Source organism: bacterium (genome assembly GCA_035505375.1).
Lineage (GTDB): Bacteria > Hydrothermota > Tepidihabitantia > Tepidihabitantales > Tepidihabitantaceae > UBA2258.
In genome coordinates this window covers 12,893-31,210 of the sequence record DATJQV010000015.1, presented here as the reverse complement: position 1 = coordinate 31,210, position 18,318 = coordinate 12,893, and the positions used below count along the sequence as shown (strand labels likewise).

The 18,318-nt window shown below is 62.6% G+C and carries 18 protein-coding genes and 1 tRNA gene; 13 read left to right on the top strand and 6 right to left on the bottom strand.

The features are described from left to right. Nucleotides 1-232 precede the first annotated feature (232 nt). From VMH22_02475 to VMH22_02465, 3 genes are all read right to left on the bottom strand, one after another. The gene (locus VMH22_02475; protein ID HTW90556.1) at nucleotides 233-1,135 is read right to left on the bottom strand and encodes a hypothetical protein; all 903 of its coding nucleotides are present in this window, start codon (nucleotides 1,133-1,135) and stop codon (nucleotides 233-235) included. Nucleotides 1,136-1,207: 72 nt separating this feature from the next. Continuing rightward, the gene (locus VMH22_02470) at nucleotides 1,208-1,498 is read right to left on the bottom strand and encodes a DUF4342 domain-containing protein (protein ID HTW90555.1); all 291 of its coding nucleotides are present in this window, start codon (nucleotides 1,496-1,498) and stop codon (nucleotides 1,208-1,210) included. Nucleotides 1,499-1,766: 268 nt separating this feature from the next. Then, the gene (locus tag VMH22_02465) at nucleotides 1,767-2,069 is read right to left on the bottom strand and encodes a hypothetical protein (GenBank protein ID HTW90554.1); all 303 of its coding nucleotides are present in this window, start codon (nucleotides 2,067-2,069) and stop codon (nucleotides 1,767-1,769) included. Nucleotides 2,070-2,233: 164 nt separating this feature from the next. On the opposite strand from VMH22_02465, the gene VMH22_02460 reads away from it, so the two are divergent. From VMH22_02460 to VMH22_02435, 6 genes are all read left to right on the top strand, one after another. After that, the gene (locus VMH22_02460; GenBank protein ID HTW90553.1) at nucleotides 2,234-3,112 is read left to right on the top strand and encodes a hypothetical protein; all 879 of its coding nucleotides are present in this window, start codon (nucleotides 2,234-2,236) and stop codon (nucleotides 3,110-3,112) included. Between the two features lie 107 nt (nucleotides 3,113-3,219). Then, nucleotides 3,220-3,465: a 4Fe-4S dicluster domain-containing protein gene (locus VMH22_02455; GenBank protein HTW90552.1), complete on the top strand. Its 246-nt coding sequence runs from the start codon at nucleotides 3,220-3,222 to the stop codon at nucleotides 3,463-3,465. Beyond that, on the top strand, nucleotides 3,458-4,576 hold the full coding sequence (locus tag VMH22_02450) for a 3-methyl-2-oxobutanoate dehydrogenase subunit VorB (GenBank protein ID HTW90551.1): 1,119 nt from the start codon (nucleotides 3,458-3,460) through the stop codon (nucleotides 4,574-4,576). Before VMH22_02455 ends, VMH22_02450 begins: the two co-directional genes overlap by 8 nt. Continuing rightward, the gene (locus tag VMH22_02445) at nucleotides 4,573-5,376 is read left to right on the top strand and encodes a thiamine pyrophosphate-dependent enzyme (GenBank protein HTW90550.1); all 804 of its coding nucleotides are present in this window, start codon (nucleotides 4,573-4,575) and stop codon (nucleotides 5,374-5,376) included. Before VMH22_02450 ends, VMH22_02445 begins: the two co-directional genes overlap by 4 nt. Continuing rightward, nucleotides 5,366-5,911: a 2-oxoacid:acceptor oxidoreductase family protein gene (locus VMH22_02440; protein ID HTW90549.1), complete on the top strand. Its 546-nt coding sequence runs from the start codon at nucleotides 5,366-5,368 to the stop codon at nucleotides 5,909-5,911. The genes VMH22_02445 and VMH22_02440 overlap by 11 nt, the downstream gene beginning before the upstream one ends. Before the next feature lie 48 nt (nucleotides 5,912-5,959). Next, entirely contained in the window at nucleotides 5,960-7,282 is a 1,323-nt protein-coding gene (locus VMH22_02435) for a trypsin-like peptidase domain-containing protein (GenBank protein ID HTW90548.1), read from the top strand. Nucleotides 7,283-7,368: 86 nt separating this feature from the next. On the opposite strand, the gene VMH22_02430 is transcribed toward VMH22_02435, so the two are convergent. The 3 genes from VMH22_02430 to VMH22_02420 all read right to left on the bottom strand — a co-directional run bounded on the left by VMH22_02430 (nucleotide 7,369) and on the right by VMH22_02420 (nucleotide 9,639). Further along, complete coding sequence (locus VMH22_02430) at nucleotides 7,369-8,805, bottom strand: PKD domain-containing protein (protein HTW90547.1); 1,437 nt, start codon at nucleotides 8,803-8,805, stop codon at nucleotides 7,369-7,371. A 242-nt stretch (nucleotides 8,806-9,047) separates the two neighbouring features. After that, nucleotides 9,048-9,121: transfer RNA gene (locus tag VMH22_02425), tRNA-Pro, on the bottom strand. 71 nt (nucleotides 9,122-9,192) lie between these two features. Further along, nucleotides 9,193-9,639, bottom strand: coding sequence for a hypothetical protein (locus VMH22_02420; protein ID HTW90546.1), 447 nt, complete (start codon nucleotides 9,637-9,639; stop codon nucleotides 9,193-9,195). 98 nt (nucleotides 9,640-9,737) lie between these two features. Here VMH22_02420 and VMH22_02415 point away from each other — a divergent pair, with 98 nt between their 5' ends. The 7 genes from VMH22_02415 (at nucleotide 9,738) to VMH22_02385 (ending at nucleotide 18,235) form a co-directional block, all read left to right on the top strand. After that, on the top strand, nucleotides 9,738-10,688 hold the full coding sequence (locus tag VMH22_02415; GenBank protein HTW90545.1) for an acyl-CoA dehydratase activase-related protein: 951 nt from the start codon (nucleotides 9,738-9,740) through the stop codon (nucleotides 10,686-10,688). Further along, the gene (locus VMH22_02410; protein HTW90544.1) at nucleotides 10,685-11,776 is read left to right on the top strand and encodes a hypothetical protein; all 1,092 of its coding nucleotides are present in this window, start codon (nucleotides 10,685-10,687) and stop codon (nucleotides 11,774-11,776) included. Before VMH22_02415 ends, VMH22_02410 begins: the two co-directional genes overlap by 4 nt. A 191-nt stretch (nucleotides 11,777-11,967) precedes the next feature. Beyond that, nucleotides 11,968-12,933, top strand: a complete 966-nt coding sequence (locus VMH22_02405; GenBank protein HTW90543.1) for a histone deacetylase — start codon at nucleotides 11,968-11,970, stop codon at nucleotides 12,931-12,933. Continuing rightward, nucleotides 12,930-14,069, top strand: a complete 1,140-nt coding sequence (locus VMH22_02400) for a glycosyltransferase (GenBank protein ID HTW90542.1) — start codon at nucleotides 12,930-12,932, stop codon at nucleotides 14,067-14,069. The genes VMH22_02405 and VMH22_02400 overlap by 4 nt, the downstream gene beginning before the upstream one ends. Further along, complete coding sequence (locus VMH22_02395) at nucleotides 14,066-15,463, top strand: flippase (protein ID HTW90541.1); 1,398 nt, start codon at nucleotides 14,066-14,068, stop codon at nucleotides 15,461-15,463. Before VMH22_02400 ends, VMH22_02395 begins: the two co-directional genes overlap by 4 nt. Further along, a complete protein-coding gene (locus tag VMH22_02390; protein HTW90540.1) occupies nucleotides 15,460-17,079 on the top strand; it encodes a polysaccharide deacetylase family protein in 1,620 nt (539 codons plus the stop codon). Before VMH22_02395 ends, VMH22_02390 begins: the two co-directional genes overlap by 4 nt. A gap of 124 nt (nucleotides 17,080-17,203) precedes the next feature. Beyond that, the gene (locus tag VMH22_02385) at nucleotides 17,204-18,235 is read left to right on the top strand and encodes a glycosyltransferase family 4 protein (GenBank protein HTW90539.1); all 1,032 of its coding nucleotides are present in this window, start codon (nucleotides 17,204-17,206) and stop codon (nucleotides 18,233-18,235) included. Nucleotides 18,236-18,318: the final 83 nt, after the last annotated feature.

Here is an 18,318-nt window from a genome sequence, read left to right as displayed (position 1 = left end):
GCATCTTGAACTTCGCGCGGGACGCTCTCATCGTGAGGCCAGTCTAGCCAAAGCCGCTGCCGCGTCAAGCCGGCAGAAACACCGTGAACGCGAAGGCCCGGCAGACGCCGGTCGGAAGCTCAAGTGTCCGGCGAATGGTCATCAGGCAACCCGCCTTCGGTTCGGCTCAAGTCCTTTCATGGCAGTGCGCAGAATCTCGTATGGCGGAATTTTGGGTCTCGCGGGACGGAGGTCAAGACGAGGTAACTTCGTCGAGCGACTTCACTCTGCCGGGCAAGGCGCCGTGTCCCGGCTCAAGCCACCTATCCTCTGCGGTCACGAACGTGTAGCTGTCATCAAGCGCATCCAGGTACAGGAAGTTCTCCAGGCCAAACACCGCGTCTGTTTCGGGTTCCTGCCCGGCTGCCAGCGACCGCCTGTAGGCAATGTCCATGCTGATGTACGGCTCCAGCTTCCCGTTGTACCGCTCGGACAGGAGCGGGACGAACTCGGCGGCGAGCGCAACAAGACTGCTTCTGAACTTGACTTCGCACTCCGCCAGAAGACCGGACCGGATCGCGACGCAGAAGAGACTCATGAACCGGTCTTGAGCCTGGACATCAATGGCGTCGGGCGTAGCGGGCGCCACTGCCTCGGGGTTGTCGTTGCGCAGGAAGTCGCTGGCATACCTGTTGCCGAGCATGAGCGCCTTTCGGTAGCGGTCGGCGATTTCGGACTTCCATGCCCGGCAGCCGGCTGGATTCAGCCGAAGGCGCTTGCCGCTCATCGGATCCTTCACGCCACGGATGGCCTCGTCGCGCGAAGAGGCAAGCTCGAACACCCGGTCGATATCCAGTGGCGCGAAAGGGAGGCGGTAGAGGTTCGGCCTTCCGAATGCTCCGGCAACGATGTCGTCGGGTGACTCGGCGATGACGCTCGGGCAGACTGCGGTCAGTGCCCGCATGGCCGCCTTCCGGCGCATGAAATCGTCAGCGGTATCACCGACACACGCCAGCTCGGCCACCGCCAGGATGGTGGTCGTCATGCTGCTCGCAGCTCGCCCCAGCGCCAGTCGCTTCTCCGAATCCGTGCTGAGAGCGTAGAAACACGTCGCATCAAGCAGGTAATGCCTGGCGTCGTTCTGACCGGAGTTCATCCGGGCGACTAGGCGTGAGCCGGCGGTAAGCTCTTCGGCAGCCGGTGGGTCAGGGTCGCTGGCGGCGAGTTGCTAGTCGTCGACTCGGTCGGTCCTGACTACTTCGACCTTCACCTTGGCCAGCAGCGCGGCCATCGCTCCCAGCGCTGCTAGCACCGGCGCAACCAGCACGACGACTCCGCCGGCGACCGCGCCGGCGGTAAGCGGTATCTCCAGCAGCAACTTGTTGTCGGGCGTTCTCAGAATCACTTTCCGGACGTTGCCGGCCTTCACCAGCTCCTTGACTCGGTCGACCAGTTCGGAGCCAGCGACTTCAACATGCTCGGTCCACGTGCGCTCGTTCTTACCGGTATTGTCATTCACGATTTCCTCCTGTCGGGTCGCGTTTAGCCAGCCCCCGGCCGGACTCCATTCGGAGGCAACTCTGATGGCGGCCCGTGAGACTCAGGCCAAACTCGTCCACGAACCGATTTTAGAACTTCCGGGCGTCGAGTCAACCGAGGAGAGGGATGAGGGACGAGAGTTAGGGGTCCAGGGAGGGACGCAGGCCGACTGACACCAACTGTCAGCCCGCGACGCGTACTTGGGGCGGATGCCTTGGGTCGTCGCTGCGTGCAGGAACAGAAGGTGGTTAGGGTGTCTTCACAACCCCTAGTCTGCTCCTCAAGTCCGCCACCTTGATCAGTCGGACCTTGCCCCCGAAGACCCTGCCGATGGGTGATGGCTGGACCGCAACCGTGGTGGTGTCGAGCGCGGAGTCCGGAGGCTGGCCCGGATTCGCGCTTGCCGCAGAATTGTAGCTCTTGAGTGCGCTGGACTCCTGTGCTCGCGTCTGACGGGTATTGATGAGCGCAACTGCGACCGTTCCGGTCACGGTGATGAGCGTCGTCAGTACGACGGTCCAGTTGATAGAGGTCCGTCCCTTTCGTGGCATGTGGGCCTCCCATTCGGTGTTGTTTGCCGGAATGCTACGCAAGCGCGCAGGGATGTCAAGAACTGTACCCGACCGAACGGGAATTCCACATCTGCTGGGCGCGTGACGCAGAGACGCCCGGCAGAATTGACCACAGCCTCTAATGGCTGTATCCTCTTAGCTCCATGAATTCACCATGTTCGCGGGTTGCTGACGCCGGCGAGGCCGTTTGTTTGCGCCAATCTGGCGCGGATTGGTTCCACCCGGACAAGTTCCTGAATGAGCTGCGACGTGTGAACGTCTTTTGCGGCGGATTCGGGTCGGGTAAGACCGAGGTCGCGGTCAATTTCTCACTGCGGATGCGCGGGCTGGGGCGTAGGGTGTCGGTCGCCGACCTCGACATCGTGAACCTGTATTTCCGCAGCCGCGAGGTGAGGGACCAGCTTCGGAGTCAGGGCATTGAGGTGCTCATCCCGGCCGGCGCGCTGGTGAACGCCGACCTGCCCATCATTGTGCCCGAGGTCAAAGGAGCGATCGAAGGGCCAAGCTCGAAGCCCGAAACCCGAATGACGATTGAAACTCGAAGTCCGAATGACGAAGGACGATGGACGAAGGACGAACGAACGACACCCTTGGTCGTTCTCGACCTTGGCGGAGACCCGGCAGGAGCGAGGGTGATGGCCTCGGTTGCCGAAGGGATGCGACCCGAGGATTACTCGGCTCTCTTTGTGTTGAACTCGCGTCGGCCGTTCACCGCCACGGTCGAGACGGCAGAGCAGATGATGGCCGGCATCGGTGCTGCGTCCCACATCAATGTTGACCGCATCGTCGTGAACTCACACCTGGTGGATGAAACCACGCCGGCGGTGATTGAAGAAGGGATTACCCTGGCTGAGGCGCTTGCGCAGAAGACCGGCGCCCGCATCGCTTTCGTGGCGGTCCAGCGCACCATGCTCGAACGGTTTGACGCAGATAAATGCGGATACACGGTCATGGTCCTCGACCGTCTAATGCTGAAGCCGTGGGAACCGACGAACTGGATAGGGAAATACCGGGTCCAGTAAGAATCCAGACAATGCAGAATTCAGAATCCAGAAACCAGAATGCAGAAGTCCCGAAAGAAGGACCAGCAGACGCCGGATGATGACTTTCATTCGCAGATTGGAGTATTATGGCCAAGGTTAACAGGGTGACAATCGAGAAGAACCGATGCAAGGGTTGCGCGCTCTGCGTCAACACCTGTCCTAAACAGGTGCTGGCGATGTCCAAGGAGATAAACGACAAGGGCTATTTCTATGCCAGCGCCGCAAACCCGCAGGCCTGCATCGGCTGCCGTTTCTGCGCGTTCATGTGCCCGGACGTGGCAATAACCATCGAACAGGAAGAAACGGCACAGAAGGAGCAAGTCAATGGCTAAGGTGCTGATGAAGGGCAATGAGGCGATTGCCGAATCCGCGATTCGGGCCGGCGGGCTGGTCTATTTCTGCTACCCGCTGACCCCGCAGTCGGAGGTGGCCGAGTATCTTTCGCGTCGGATGCCTGAGGTCGGCGGCGCGTTCCTGCAGGCTGAGAGCGAAGTGGCGGTCGCGAACATGGTCTACGGCGCGGCCGGCGCCAGCGCGCGGGCGTGGACGACGTCGTCCAGCCCGGGCATCAGCCTGATGATGGAGGGAATCAGCTACATCGCCGCGGCCGAGCTGCCGGCGGTGTTTGTGAACATTGTCCGGACCGGACCGGGCCTCGGTGGCATTCTACCGTCGCAGGGCGACTACTTTCAGGCCGTGAAGGGCGGCGGACACGGCGACTACCGGTGCCTGGTGCTGGCCCCGTCCTCGGTGCAGGAGGCAGTCGACCTGATGCCGCTTGCGTTCGACCGGGCGGACCGTTATCGCAACCCGGTCATCGTCATCGGCGACGGCATGATCGGCCAGATGATGGAGCCGGTTGAGTTCAAGGAACCGAAGTTCCCGCCCCTGCCGCCCAAGGACTGGGCCACGACGGGCGCCAAGGGCCGCAAACCCAACGTGGTGAATTCGCTGTACCTCGACCCGGTAGCCGAGGAGAGGCTCAACAACGTGCTCGCCGAGAAGTATGAGATGATGCGGCGCGAGGAAGTACGTTTCGAGGAGTTTAACACCGACAAACCGTACCGGGTCTTGCTGGTGGCCTACGGTACGACCGCCCGCATCTGCAAGACTGCCATCGCGCAACTGGCGTCTCAGGGAATCACGGCGGCCCTGTTGCGGCCGATATCACTCTTCCCGTTCCCGGACGCAAAGGTGCTGGAGTTGGGACACAAAGCCGAGTTCCTGCTGTCGGTTGAGATGTCGATGGGCCAGATGGTCGAGGACGTGCACTGCGCGATGGGGCACGAGAAACCGGTGTACTTCTTCGGCCGGTCGGGCGGCATGGTGCCGTCCCCGGAGGAAGTAGTCCACGCAGTCAAGTCCCGGCTCAGTGGAACGTCGAGTGCCGAACGACGACTGACGAATGAGGGAGCCCGAACCTCCAAAGGAGGCAAATCGTGAAGACCCTGTTCAAAGGACCTGAGTCCCTGTCCACGGCCGTAACCCACTACTGCCCGGGCTGCACTCACGGCATCATTCACCGGCTTATCGCCGAGGTAATTGACGAACTGACGCTGCGCGAGCGGACCGTGGGCATCGCTCCGGTCGGGTGCTCGGTGCTGGCATTCAACTACTTCAACATGGATTTCCAGCAGGCCGCCCATGGCCGGGCTCCGGCCCTTGCCACCGGCATCAAGCGGGCGCGACCCGACCTCATCACCTTCACTTACCAGGGCGACGGCGACCTTGCGTCAATCGGCATGGCCGAAATAATCCACGCCGCCAATCGCGGCGAGAAGTTCACTGTGGTATTCGTCAACAACGCCATCTACGGCATGACCGGCGGCCAGATGGCGCCGACCACGATGCCGGGACAGGTGACGACCACCAGTCCCAAGGGCAGGGATGTCAAAGACGTTGGCTACCCGGTGCGAATGTGCGAGCTCTTGGCCAGCCTGCGCACACCGGGCTTCATCGAGCGCGTCGCGGTCCACACTCCGCAGCACGTCGTGAAGGCACGGCGAGTCCTGAAGACCGCCTTCGAGCTGCAGCGCGACAACAAATGCTTCACGTTCGTCGAGGTACTCTCCACCTGCCCGACCAACTGGGGAAAGACACCGTTCGAGGCCACCAAGTGGCTGGAAGAGAACATGGTGCCATATTACCCGATACAGAACTTCAAGCGGTACGATGATGAGACGGCCGGCCCCGCGCCTCAAGCCCCAGACTCCAAGCCGGAAGGGGGAGCCCATGCAGGTTGAGACAGTGTTCGCCGGATTCGGCGGACAGGGAGTGATGCTCGCGGGCAAGCTGTTCGCGGAGGTCGGCATGGAACTGGGCAAGGAAGTGGTCTGGCTGCCGTCGTACGGACCGGAGATGCGGGGCGGCACGGCCAACTGCACGGTGATCATCGGCGACGAGCCGATTGCATCACCGATCGTCTCGAACCCGCGCGACACGGTCGTAATGAACCGGCCCTCGCTTGAGCGGTTCTGCCCGAGCCAGCAGCCGGACGGGTTCTCGATAGTGAACACGTCGCTCATCACGGTGAGGCCGGACCGGAAGGACCTGGTCGTGGTCGAAGTGCCGGCCAACCAGATCGCCATTGACGCGGGCTCCGGCAAAGCGGCGAATATGGTCATGCTCGGCGCCTACGTCGGTGCAACCGGGCTGGTGCCGTTTGACGCCGTGGTCGAAATGACCAAGCACGAGTTCGTCCGGAAGGCGAAGCTGATTCCGCTGAACGTAAAGTGCCTTGAGGAAGGCTACAAGCTGGGCCGGGCCGGAAGGGCATAGCTGTCAGGCGCGCAGGTCCGGGGCCGAGGGAATAGGGGAGGACGCACGATGAAGCAAGCGCTTGCCTGTATTGTCATGATTGCCGGTGCGGCGCTGGCGCAGGTCAGTTTCTCTTCCGCGGCGAATGCGGTGCGGCCGTCGCTTGTGAGCATTGTGACCGAAAAGGCGGTAGCCGGGGCAGGCGACTCGGGTACCCGGGGGCCCACCCAGTCGCAGGAATTGGGCAGCGGGTTTGTCATCGACACGCTGGGCCACATTCTGACCTGCAACCACGTCGTGGCTGACTACGAGGACGTGACGGTCAGATTCTCGGACGACAAGACCTATGGCGGGAACGATGTCGTCGTGGTGGGCGTGGACCCGGTCACCGACCTCGCGGTCGTTCAGGTAAGGGCGAAGCGCCGGTTCACACCGGCAGTGCTCGGCAACTCGGACGGGCTGGAGGTTGGACAGCCGGTCATGGCCATGGGCAGCCCGTTCGGCCTCGAAGGTACGGCGACGGCCGGCATCGTCAGCGGCCTGTCGCGGTGGGGGCTGGCCAAGTCAACCGGCCCTGATTTCCAGGATTTCATCCAGACCGACGCGCTCATCAACCCCGGCAACTCCGGCGGCCCTCTGGTCGACGTGCAGGGGCGGGTCGTAGGCGTGAGCAGCTTCATTCGCACGCCACGCAGTGGGCCGACCGGCATCGGGTTCGCCACGCCCATCGACCTGGCGAAATCGGTCGCGGAGCAGCTCATAAGAAACGGTAAGGTGACACGAGGCTACATCGGCATGACGACCCAGGCGATAACTGAGGCAATCGGTCAAGCAATTGGCGCGAGCCCGGGATGTGGAGCACTGGTCGCATCGGTTGACCCGGGCCAGCCTGCAGACAGGGCGGGAATCAGACCTGGTGATGTGATAATAGACCTCGATAGCAGATCGATTCCGGATGTACGCTGGTTCCAGAGCGAGGTGGCCAGTCGCAGCCCAGGCGAGACAGTCGGGCTTGGCGTCCTCAGGGGACGAAGCGGTGGCCCCGAGAGGATCTTGATTGTCATCCTCGGGTCATGGGTCACGCCAGCGCCGCCGATGCCTAGAGTTTTCACGACCAAACACTGGCTTGGAATCGTGGTGAAGGATTACCACGCCGCAGAGCCACGGTCCGGCGAACCTGACTATGGTATTGAGGTCACGGACGTCGAGGGGGGCACCGGCGCGGAGGCAGGCCTTCGGTCCGGCGACGTCATCAACGAAATCAACCTCGCACCGGTGCGCAGCGCGGCCGATTTTGAGAAGATACAGAAGGTGATGGCCGGTTCGAAGCGTCCGTTGCTGTTCCGCGTCTTCAGAGGGCGCGAGGCCTTCTACGCTGCGGTGAAGCCCTAGCCGGCGACTAGACCGAAGCCGGATAGCATTCAGCCGGCAGGAGCGATAGCCCCTGCCGGCTGTGATTTAGTACTCCGGCTGCGTTCTCAGTGCTGTATCAGGCGAAGGTTCTTGACGCGCTGGAACCAGGTCTCGATGTTGGCGGTCCCGGCGTTCAAGTCGATGCTGTTTGTTTTCACCAGGCCAAAGAAGCTGTCGTAGGTATAGAACGCGGTGAACATGGGGAATGTGTCGAGGGCCGCGCTGTCCCGATAGCGATATGAGGCGTAGCGGGGAAGCGGGTCGTCCTCGGTCGCACCGCTGTCGAGAAGTGTGAACCCGGTGTTGTGCCAGTAGGGCGATGCCGGAATGCCGATGCCGCCCGGGTCGGTCGGCGCCAGTTGCGGACTGGCCGTGTAGTACAAGGGCCCGGCGTAACCCGCCTTGAAGTCGGTGACGTAGAAGTCAACCAGGGCCGCCGTGTCGGTATTGGTCATGTCGTGCAACTCTGCCCCTGAGCCGGCCCGGTCCCAACCATAGCCGGCGTTGCCGTAGGCCGTGTCGCTCAGCTCCGGAATTATCGGCGTGACGTTGTATGCCGGGGTCGTGGTCGGAGTCTCAGCCGAGGGGTTCCTCAGTCCGCCGGCGAACACCGCGGTCACCTGATAGGTGCCGGTCTTGTAGGACGGGTTGTGAACAAAGCTCAGTGCCGTGGTCGTGTAGCCGACCGAATCGAATGTCGTGGTCCGGGTTTGCTTGAACGAGATGACGTACCGGCTGGGCGCCGAATCGGTCGGGGCAGCCCATGCTATGTTGACCGTACTGTCACTTGCGGCGCTGAGCACCAGACTGTGCGGCTGCTCACCGGGATTGGCGTGTACCGGAGAGTCGACCGTGACTACCAGCGAGTCCGACCAGGCCGACCTGAGGCCGTATGCATCCATAGCCCTCGCCGCCACTTTGTAGGTCCCTCTAGTCGTGAACGTGTGCACGGTCGAATAGTTCTGGTCGCTGGCGACCAGCGCGCCCCACGCCGAGGTATCGCCGGCAGCGCCGCCCCAGTAGAACTGCAGCTTGACGCTGTCCTTCAACGGGTGCGAGGCCTTCGTGGTGTAGGTGTACGCGACCCCGGTCGTACACGCGGCCTTGCCCTGCGGACGGACGGGCGTGTTCGGCGGGAACGAGCCAATCGTTATCTGGACGGAATCCGACCAGGCCGACTCGCTGTTCTTCATGTCCTTGGCCATGGCCTTGATGAAATACTTTCCGGAGTCGGCATAGGTGTGACTCTCGAAATACTCTGCGCCGCTCGGGTTACCCGGCGACCACGAGGCAGGAGTGCCGTCGCCCCACGAGACGGAATACGACACGCTGTCGCCGTCAGGGTCGGTGCTCGTGAACCCGTAGCTTAGGGCCACGGCCGGCCTTGCCGAAGCCGGGCCCTGAATGTCAGGGGGATTGGGCGGAGAGTTCTTCTTACATCCTGCTCCGACCAGTAGTACCACAACTGCAATCACCGCGCTAAGTCGCAACGACTTGAACATCGCTTCTCCTCATCTACTCGTCAGCTCACATTCAACCATCGGCGCCGGCAGTTCAGGTTGCCCGCGTCGGGGCCTTGCCTGCGCGGCACGCGCGAATCCAACGCCTCCAAGAGATGTTACGCTGGCCGAATGTTGTGTCAACTTGAGCGGGAAGACGGGCGACGGCTGATGGAGTGAGCGGACGGCGGCAGGTCGTTCGGCAAGACGAGGCCCTGCCTTCTGGGGCAGGGCCTCGCCATCAGTCGGGGCGACCCGATTTGAACGGGCGACCCCCAGCACCCCAAGCTGGTGCGCTAGCCAACTGCGCCACGCCCCGAACGAGGCAATCGTAACCGACACCGCGCGGCAAGTCAAGCCACAGGCTGGCGATGCTGCAAGCTCAGTCAGCTACTCGAGCGGCACAGCTTGCACGTAAGCGTGTTCCAGCCGCAGGAACGGCAGGGAGTAGACGATTTGCGCCTGCCACCCGGCAACCACGGTCTGGTCGGCGGCGCGTGAGAAGTAGCGGAGTATCAGTTTCTGGTTGCGGGAGTCCTGCGCGACGAACATGGGCTGGAATTCGAGCGGGGACTTCACGGAGATGCGCTCCCGCACGAGCTGGCGTAGAATCTTCTCGTGGGCCGCCACGTCGGCCTGCAGCGGAGCCGCCCTGACTGCAAGGGGGTCGCCATTTGGCAGGATCTGAAGCGGACCGGGGTATGACCCGCTGTCCACCGGCGGGGCGTCCGCGGCAGTGAATCTCACAATCGATTGACCATCAGCGCCGCTGCTTCTCAGGCAGTGGTGACATCCGGCAAGTGCGAGGAACGCGAACACAAACGCCAGGCGGTGCACGAATGTGAGTGTAAATGCAGGGCCGCCGGTGTCAATCACGAGCGCACCTGCCCGGTTTGATTGCGCTACTCCGTTCCCTATGATGTTCCCCCCTGGCCATGAGAATCGGCATCTGTCGCGCGCTCCATACCTACCACCACTATGCCATGTGGCGTACGTTCTTCGCCGAGCTCGGGTGGGAGGTCGTGCTTTCTGACCCCACCAGTCGACCCGTGATTGACCAGGGCGTGAGATTATCACCTTCAGAACTCTGTCTGCCGGTCAAGGCATTCCTGGGACACGTTGCCGTGTCAATGGACAAGGTCGATGCGCTCTTCCTGCCCAGAATCGTCTGCACCAGGCTCGCGGGCGACTGGTACTTCGGCTGTCCCAAGGCAATCGCGTTGCCCGACCTGACACGGGCCGTATTCGAATCACTGCCGACAGTCGTCGAGCCTGTCTTGGATGGTAATCTCCAAACCGAAGAGCAGGCCTTCTGCGCCGCGGTCTCCCGTTTCGACCAGGGACCGCGCCTCCGGAGCGCCTTTAGCAACGCCCGGGCGGCCGCGCAGGCCGCTGCCAGGAGGACGCGCGAAGAGAGTTCGCCGTTGCACATGTTCGGTTGCAACCGAGACGGTCTGATGCCTGAAAGCGGAGCCATCAAGGTTGGTGTTGTAGGCCATCCCTATCTGCTGTTTGACTCGGGCCTCGGGCTTGATCTGCTGGGCAAGGTCAGGAAGGCCGGCGCGCGCACCGTGGTCGTCTTTCCGACCGATGCCGAGCTTGAGGCCGAGTCGCGGCAGGACTGGGCGCTCAACTGGTACTACGAACTGGAGCTGCTGGCCGCGGCCCGGCGGCTGCTTGAGGTCGAGAAGGTAGACGGATTGCTGCTGGTGGCCAGCTTCGCATGTGGAACCGGAGCGGTGACGAATGAGCTCATTCAGCGCATCGCCGTACATCAGCATCGTGTTCCAACGGTTCTGTTGTTGCTGGACGAGCATACGGGCGAGGCCGGGCTGGTCACGCGAGTTGAGTCGTTCGTCGACCTGCTGAGATTGAGGAAACGGTGAAGATAGCGTTTCCCTACATGGGCACGGCCCCGATTGCGCTCGATGCGCTGGTCCGCGCGATTGGAGCCGACGTCGTGCTGCCGCCGAAACCCACCCGGGCGACCCTGGAACTGGGCGCTCGACTGGCGCCGGAGACGATCTGCGTGCCATTCAAGGTGACACTGGGCAACATGGTCCGGTGCCTCGAAGCCGGCGCCGACACGCTGGTCTATGTAACCGGCTCGTGGTCGTGCCGCTTCGGCTACTACGGTCGTCTGCAATCGCAGATACTGCGCGACGAAGGCTTCCAGTTCCGGCTGCTGGAGCTGCGCCATGACCGGATCCCGGCCATCGTTGGTGAAGTACGCTCGCTGAACCGCGGCCGCATGTCGCTCGCCGTCATCAATGGACTGCGAGCTTTCAGGATCGGCTGGCTGAAGTCGACCGCCGTCGACGAAGTCGAAACCCGATTCAGGCGGTCCATGCCAAGCGCGCTGGACCCCGGGGCCTGCCGCCGATTGTTCGACTCGGTGCTCGACGAACTGCGAACCGCAGACGGCCCGGCCGCCATTCGGCGCGTCAGGAGTTCGGCCCGGCGGAGCTTTGCCGCGCTGCCCCGGAACGGTCGAACACGGACACTGCGCGTCAAGCTGGTAGGGGAGAGCTACTGCGTAGTCGAGCCCTTCATCAACTTCGACATCGTCGCCCGGCTCGGGGAGATGGGCGTGCTGGTAGACCCGTTCCTGACCGCCCATCGCTGGCTGGGATTCCACGGTTTCAGGCTGGGCAAGAGCGAAGTGAAGCGGATGCGCAAGCTGAGCGCGCCGTACTGGCGCTACTGCGTGGGCGGTGAGGACCAGAACTCGGTCGGGCAACTGCTGCTCGCCGCTCAGGACGGATTCGACGGGGTCATTCACCTCCACCCGTTCGGCTGCATGCCCGGGACCGTGGTCCAGCCGACGATGGCCAAGGCGGCGCGCGAGGCGGACATCGCCTACCTGCCGCTCTCGCTCGACGAGCACTCGAGCGAAACCGGAATCCTGACCAGGCTGGAGGCTTTCGTCTCCTTGTTAGAGAAGCGTCGGCGCGGACCCCAGAGCCGATATTGAAGCCACGAAAACACGAAAGACACGAAACGATCGGGTGCAGGAGCCCACGAGTCCGTTTCAGTCCGTTTTCGTGTCTTCGTGGCCATCTATCTCGGATTCAGGGGCGGACATCCGGTTTGACAGCCGGAGGGAAAGGCCTATAATTCTGCGCCTCGAATTCGGGGCGCAACCGCGAAGTGAAAGGACCCGTGATGAGATTCGTCTATTCCGACCGCTACAAGTTGGACATCGGCGCGCATGTTTTCCAGATGGAGAAGTATGCGATGGTGCGGGATAACCTGCTGACCGCCGGTCAGGCAGAGCCGACCGACTTCATCGAACCGCCGGAGCCCAACCTTGACGACATCCGGCTCGTGCACACGCCGGAGTATGTTGACGACCTGCTCAACCTCCGCTGGAGTCAGCGAACCGTACACTCCGAGCTCCCGTTGAACTCAGAGGTAGTTCAGGGCTTCATGCTTTTCGCATCCGGGACCGTGACGGCCTGCCGGTTTGCGCTCGAGGACAAGATCGCGATGCACCTCGGCGGCGGGTTTCACCATGCGTACGCCGACCACGGCGAGGGATTCTGCTACATCAACGACATCGCCGTCGGCATCCGCAAGATGCAGCAGGAGAAGCGCATCGAGCGGGCCGCCGTCATCGACTGCGACCTGCATCAGGGCAACGGCACCGCCAAGATATTCCAGGGCGACACCAAAGTCTTCACCTTCTCGATTCACCAGGAACGTCTCTACCCGGTCAAGGAACGTTCCGACTACGACATCGGGCTGGACGAAGAAACGGGCGACGAACTCTACAACGAGCAGTTGCAGGGCGTCGTGGGCAAGATACTCGCACAGCACAAACCCGAGCTCGTGGTCTACGTGGCCGGAGCCGACCCGTTCAAGTTCGACCAGCTCGGGGCCCTGCGCCTGACCAAGCGCGGTCTGGCCTTCCGTGACCGGATAGTCATCGATGGTTGCTACAAACGGGGAATCCCGGTCGTGCCGGTCACTGCCGGCGGCTACGCGCATGACCCGACGGACACGGCTGAAATCCACACCAACACCGCGCGGGAATGTCTGCGCGTGCTGGGACAGTTGAAGCCGGCAGTGAAGCCTCCTGAATCAGGCGAGCAGCCGGCGCCTTCCCAGCCAGAGCAACAGCCGTCTTGAGCCAGCCCGGGCAACCGCTGCGGGTCTGCCTGTCGACGACCTCACACCCAGCCCGATACAGCCGTTTCTTTGACCGGGAGGCGGTCTCGCTGGCGCGCGCGGGCTACGACGTACGGCTGGTCGGCCTGGGAGATGAAGATGAGACTCGGTCGGAATCAGGAGTCAGGCTGGTCATCAAAGCGCGCCGGCCCAAACCCGAGCTCATCAATGCGGTGGCCCGCGCGGCAAGAGAAGAGTCGTGCGACATCTATCAGTGCCTTGACCCGTGGACGCTCAGGGCCGGGCTCGCACTCAAACGTCGCCGAACTGAGATCAGGGTCGTGTACGAATCAAGCGAGTGGTTCCCGCGGATGCGGCTCGACCGCAAGGACCAATCGCTGGCGGTCCGCTGGCTCGGCTGGCTCGCGGTGACACGGCTTGAGACAAGGGCCTGCCGCGACGCAGACGCCGTTATCGAAACCAACCTGACCCGGGCCGAACGTTTCAAGAAGCAGGGCTGCGTCCCCGTGCTTGTGCCGAACTACCCGCCGCTTGACCTGCTGCCTGAACCAGCGGCCGAGCGCAAGCCCTGGTTCGCCTGGACCGGACTTGTCAGCCGCCCGCGCGGATTTCACAAGCTGCTTGAGGCGCTCGTGCCGGTCGTGCAGCGGTTTCCCGATGTGAGGCTGCGGGTCATCGGTGAATTCGACCCGCGCGACGACATCGAGACGTGGTCGCGGGAGTTCATTCGCTCGCAGGGAATTCAATCCAACGTGGAGTTCCTTGGCTCTCTTGCTTACCGGGACATGTTCGATGCGATTCGGCCCTGCCTGGCCGGCCTGATTCTGTTTCAGCCGGAACGCGGCAACGACTACACGGGCCAGCCGAACAAGCTCTTCGAGTTCATGGGCTCCGGGCTTGCGGTCATAGCGAGCGACTTTCCGGAGATCGGCCCCGTAGTCAGGGACGCCGACTCAGGTTGGCTCGTCGAACCGAAGAAGCCCGAGAGCATAGCCGCGGCCATGGTCGAGGCGCTTTCCGACCCCGGCTTGTGCCGGACAAAGGGAACGGCAGGAAGGAGAGCGGTGCTGGCACGCTACCATTGGGGAATCGCCGAGAAGGCGCTGCTCGACCTGTACGCGGGGCTGGCCGGATGAGGACACCGGTCAGGAACGCGGGATACCTTCTTGCCGGCGAGGCCGCGTCGCGCATCTTCGGTTTTCTTGCGGTCGCGCTACTGGCGCGCCGGCTCGGGGCCGATGGATTCGGCCAGGTCGGCTTTGCCGCTGCGGTCATGGCCTACGGTGCCGTGTTCTCCGACCTCGGGCTGGCAACGGTCGGAACCCGTTCGGTGGCGCAGGACCGGTCCACGGCAGGTGAACTGGTCGGCAGCGTGGTGCCATTGCGGCTGCTGCTCAGCGTCATTGCGGCCGCGGTGATGGGGCTTGTTGCTCTGGTCCTGCCCAAGCCGGCAAGCGTGAGATGGCTGCTCGTTCTCTTTGCCGCGGGAGTGATCATCCAGAGCCTGCTGTTTGAGTGGGTATTCATCGGCGCGGAGAAGATGGGCTTTGTTTCGGTCTCTCGTGTGGTCACTGACTGCGCCTACTTCGGCATTGCGCTTGTCCTGGTCCGGAATTCCTCCGACCTGCTGCTCGTGCCGGTCGCGTTCGGCCTGGCCACATTTCTGGGCGGGCTCGTGCTGTTCCTGAGTTACGTGCCGCGTTTCGGCCTGCCTCGGTTCCGGATAGTCTCGTACCGCTGGCGGGAACTGCTGAAGTCGGCCTGGCCCATCGGGGCTTCATCGATCCTCACTCAGGTGCACGTCAACCTCGGCCTGATCTTGCTCGGCCTCATCGCGACCTTTCAGCAAACCGGAATCTACAACAGCGCCTACCGCCTGGTGTTCTTTCTCATGACCCTGGACCGCATCTTTTACACAGCGTTCTTCCCGGTAGTCGCCCGGTTCATCAAGGACCAACCCGGCCGCCTGCCCGAGCTCATCGGCACGGCAGCGCGGTTGATTCTCGCGGTCAGCACCCCATTCTGTGTCGGCGCGGTCGTCCTTGCCCGGCCGATTCTGGGGGCCGTATTCAGCTCCGAGTACGTGGCGGCCTTCGCGGTCCTGCGTATCATGGTCTGGTTCCTGCCGCTCAGCATGTTCAGCAGTCTCGCCGGGTACACGCTTCTCGCCGCCGGCGGCGAACGCCGGTTCCTGAGAAACACGGCGATCGGAGTGGGAGCCGCGGTCGTCTTCAACCTGGTCGCGATTCCGCTTTCGGGTTCCATGGGCGCGGCCCTGGCCATCGTCGCCGGCGAGGTGGTCCTGCTCGGCCTGATGGGGCGAGACCTGCTGAAGCTGACGAAGCCCAGTTTCGACCTGAGGGCCCTCGCGCCGGTAGCGGCGGTTGTGCCCATGACGGTCGTCATCTACCTCCTGCGCCACATGAACCTGGTCGGGTGCATCGGTTTCGGGGCTCTAACCTATTCCGTGTTCATCCTGCTGCTGCGGGGCATTACTGCCGAGGACATAGGACTGGCGGGGAACGGATGATTACGCTCTGGAAAGATGACATCCATTGGGTGGAACTCCTGCGCCAGGAGGGCGTCTGCTTCCACACCGGTTCGCGGATCGGCGGCCGGACAGTGGTCATACTCAACGAGGAACCGGGCGCCCTGCATGCGCAGAGGATATGGCAACACATCGAATCAGGCGGCGGCCTCCTTGCTCCGGGTATCAATGCCGCCGGTGTCTGGCTCGAGTTCACGCCCGAGAACAGGCGTCTGCGCTGGATAGCGCCCGAGGGTGAGTCTGCACTTTTCCGCAACGTGGGAATCGTCGATACCGACACTGCCGGTACGATACTCTCCGGCGCGAACGTCGGAACTGCGGACTCAGGCGACATGGCAATCCGCACGGCGCCGGTTGGCCGTGGCTTCTGCATAATACTGCCATTCCGTGTGCTCGATGTGCTCAGCACGGTTGCTTACGGGCCCAAGCAGTTCTACGCTCGTACTCCACGGCTGCCCTACGACACGGTGGCGCGCGCGAGCAGGGGAGAGGTGCGCAGGCTCGTCGGCAACTGCCTCAGAGCGCTGCTGGCACACCGGGGCCTGCCCTACGTCCACCTGGCCACACACCCCGGCCGGACCTCAAGCGTCTTCGCATTCCGGGTTGACACTGACTTCGGTCCGCGGCGCGACCTTGAGGCAGTCGCCCGGCTTGCCGAGCGGGTCGGCATGAAGTTCAGTTGGTTCGTGAACGTGGGCAAGCACCGCGCGCATCTCGACCTGTTCGCTGACCTGGCTCGCCAGGGCCACGACATCCAGTTGCACTGCATGCGCCACACGGTCTACCCCGACCATGAGCACAACCTCGACAACTTCCGCGCGGCAAAGGAGGCGATGGCCGACGCCGGCCTCAAGCCCTGCGGCGTAGTAGCGCCGTTTGGCGAATGGAACCCAAACCTCAACCGGGCATTTGAGGAACTCGGCTTCGAATACTCCTCCGAGTTCTGTCTTGCCTACGACGACCTTCCCTTCCGGCCGGTCGTCGAGAGTGAATCGAGAAGGGTGAAGCACCGCTCTGACCAAACTCCTCACGCCTCGCTTCTGGCTCCTCGTCTCAGCCGCGTCCTGCAGGTGCCGGTCCATCCGATTTGCCTCGGCAGGCTGGTTGCTGCCCGCGCCGACGAGAAACAGATGGCAGCCTACTTCCGCTCAGTGATAGACCTGCAGGTCGCCCGCCGTGAACCCTGCATCCTCTACGACCACCCCGAGCGTATCGCCCAGTTCAGCGACCTGCTGGCAGAAGTACTTCACTACGCCAAGGAACGGTGCGGCGCGACGACGACCATGACCCAGTTTGCGCGGTGGTGGCAGCGTCGCGAGCGGCTGCATTGGAGCGCCAGCGTTTCCGAGAATGTCTTGGAAGCAACTGTAAACACGGAAGATAGCGACGTCCCGATTGTTGTGGAGCAGGGCGAGCGTTTTGCCACGCTGCCGGCTGCTTCGGGCAAACACGACCTTGCCGGGCTCAAATGGCACGCGCTGCCTGAACCGATCCCGTTCGACCGCAAGCAACTCACTACCCGCAAACCCAGCCTCCTGTTGCATGCGCGCAGCCTGAGGCGTCGCGCACAGAAGAACTTGCAGGGCCATCGCGGCTAGGGTATAGTTCCGAACGAGAATGACCAATTCCTAATTCCTAATCAATGACGAAATACCAAATGCCAAAGCCTGAGTCCGCAAGTAGGAATTGGGAATTCGGGACTTGGGAATTGCGTCCTGCGCTATGAGGGTTCTTTTCGGTTCGTTCTCCGCGATTACCGTGCTTGGCGGCGGCGTAGAAGTGCAAATGCGCTCGCTGGCGCGCGAACTGGCAAAGCTCGGGGTCGAGGTCGAACTGTTCGATCCCTGGAAGCGCTACGACCTCAAAGATTTCGCTTTCTTCCACCTGTTCGGCTCGCACGTCGGCACGTACCACCTTGGCCGCTCAATGCACGGCCTGGGCATGAAGCTTGTGGTTACGCCGGTGTTCTACTCCCGCCACAGTCCGGCACGAGTCGCGACCGCGATCGGGCTTGCCGGCAAAGTCAGACAACGCGGCGGGTTCTGGACCGAGCACATGTTCTGCAAAGAACTCTGCGACATGGCTGAACTGGTGCTGCCTGACACCATGGACGAGATGGACATGCTGGCCAAAGGCTTCGGTGTGCCACAAACGAAGATGCACGAACTGCCGAACGGCGTGGAGGAGAGGTTTGCGAATGCCACCCCGGACCTGTTCGTAAAGGAGTACGGCCTGCGCGACTTCGTCCTCTACGTGGGCCACGTCGGCCCGGCACGCAAGAACGTCTTCCCCATGCTCAAGGCGGCCAAAGCCCTGAACGTCCCGACCGTGCTCATCGGCCCGGTATCCGAGACCGGGTATGCCAACCAGTGTATGAAGCTGGTGGCCGATTCGCCCAACATCAAGGTCATACCCGGGCTTGCCCCTGACTCGCCATTGCTCGAATCTGCGTACGCGGCCTGCGACACTTTTATCCTGCCGTCGCTATACGAAACCCCGGGACTCGCCGCGCTCGAAGCCGGGCTGGCCGGCGCGAAAGTCTGCATAACCCGCTACGGTGGGACGCAGGAGTATTTCGCCGACCTTGCCGCCTACCTCGAACCGGCGTCGGAAGAATCGATTCGGAACGCGATAGAACAGACTCTCGCCCGCAAGAAAGACTCCGCCCTGCGCGAACGCATCATGAAGAACTACCTCTGGCCCCGTGCGGGGGAGACACTCGCGCAGATTTACCGGTCCGCCACCAACTCCTAAACGTCATACGCTTGGTTCGGCGACCCAAGGAGTTCTCCACGTCTAGTTTACATAATCTATATTATCGGAAGCAGGGGTGGATA